Origin of the sequence: uncultured Campylobacter sp. (genome assembly GCF_938045775.1) — a bacterium.
Lineage (GTDB): Bacteria > Campylobacterota > Campylobacteria > Campylobacterales > Campylobacteraceae > Campylobacter_B.
The window spans coordinates 1-1,161 of the sequence record NZ_CALIBH010000192.1; the positions used below are offsets into that span (position 1 = coordinate 1).

Annotated in this window: 2 protein-coding genes; one reads left to right on the forward strand and one right to left on the reverse strand. The window is 45.4% G+C overall.

From position 1 onward, the window contains the following. On the reverse strand, positions 1-578 hold a 578-nt coding region (locus Q0238_RS07535), incomplete at its 3' end, for an aminotransferase class IV (protein ID WP_297944606.1). An 83-nt stretch (positions 579-661) separates the two neighbouring features. On the opposite strand from Q0238_RS07535, the gene Q0238_RS07540 reads away from it, so the two are divergent. Then, positions 662-1,161, forward strand: a 500-nt coding sequence (locus Q0238_RS07540; RefSeq protein WP_297944608.1) for a hypothetical protein, incomplete at its 3' end; no start/stop codon positions are given.

Below are 1,161 nucleotides of genomic sequence, written 5' to 3' on the forward strand. Positions count from 1 at the left end.
GCGCTGGAGCTCGAACACTCGGTAACTAGCCCGTCCTCGATCAAAAAGCACTCATAAGCGCCCGCCTTGTGGGCCTCGTGCTTTAAGATGCACTGCGCTAAAAGCGAGATCGATTTTATATCGCGCCTGTGCCAGCGGATCTCGGGCAGGCTTACGATCTCGATCCCCTCTTTTGCGAGCGGATTATCAAAAATTTGCGTATGATAGACAAAAGCAAAGACGCTGGGCTCTATGCCGCGGACGTAGTCAAAATCGCGCATCGCCGCACCTCTTGTGATCTGGGTGTAGAAAGCGCCCTCGCTCACGCCGCCCTGCGCGATGAGTTCATATAAAATTTCCTCATATTTTTCGCGAGAATATGGAATTTTTAGCTCGATCTGCGCGGCGCTGCGCTCAAAGCGCTCCCAAAAATCCGCTCTGTCGCAAATTTTAGAATTTACCACGGGCGCTACTTCATAGATGCCGTCTCCAAGCACAAAACCGCGATCAAAAGGGCTTATCGCGGCCTCTTTGGCCTTGCAAAATTTGCCGTTAATATAAACTATCTCATCGCCGCTCATTCCGCTGATTTCAAACATAATCTCTCCTTGAAATTTCGCATCATTTTATCTTATAACAATTTAATTTAAGATATAATGCCGCAAAAATCGAAGGAACTCCGATGGATAAATCAAATTTTAAAGATAGGCTTTTAGAAATTATGTTTCATGTGTCGCATAAACCAGTGCTTTTCCGCGATCTGCTCGAAGCTAATGCCGAGTTTAACGACGGCATGCTCGTCGATCCTTCGAAGCTAAATTTTAAATTTAACTACGGCAAATCCTATGTTATCTTCGCCTGCTTCGCATTCGTCTGCGTTATGTTTTTGATAACGCTGACGCACGCGATGTTTGAAAAGATCGACTTTCACTTCTCCATTTTATTTACGATCGTAGCGACATCTGCGGTTTTTATCGGCTTTGATTGCTTTAAAGCGTGGGCTAGAAAAAAGCTTACTCACGAGCTCATCAAACGCGCTTGGGCGAACCATTTCCTCTACTTTCCCTACGAAAAATACAGCCGCATAGTCGAAAATATCTACAACGAAGCGCTCAAAAATGACGTGCCTAGACGCGAGCTAGAACAATACGTGCTAAGCAAAATCGTAGAAGTTGGCGAAAA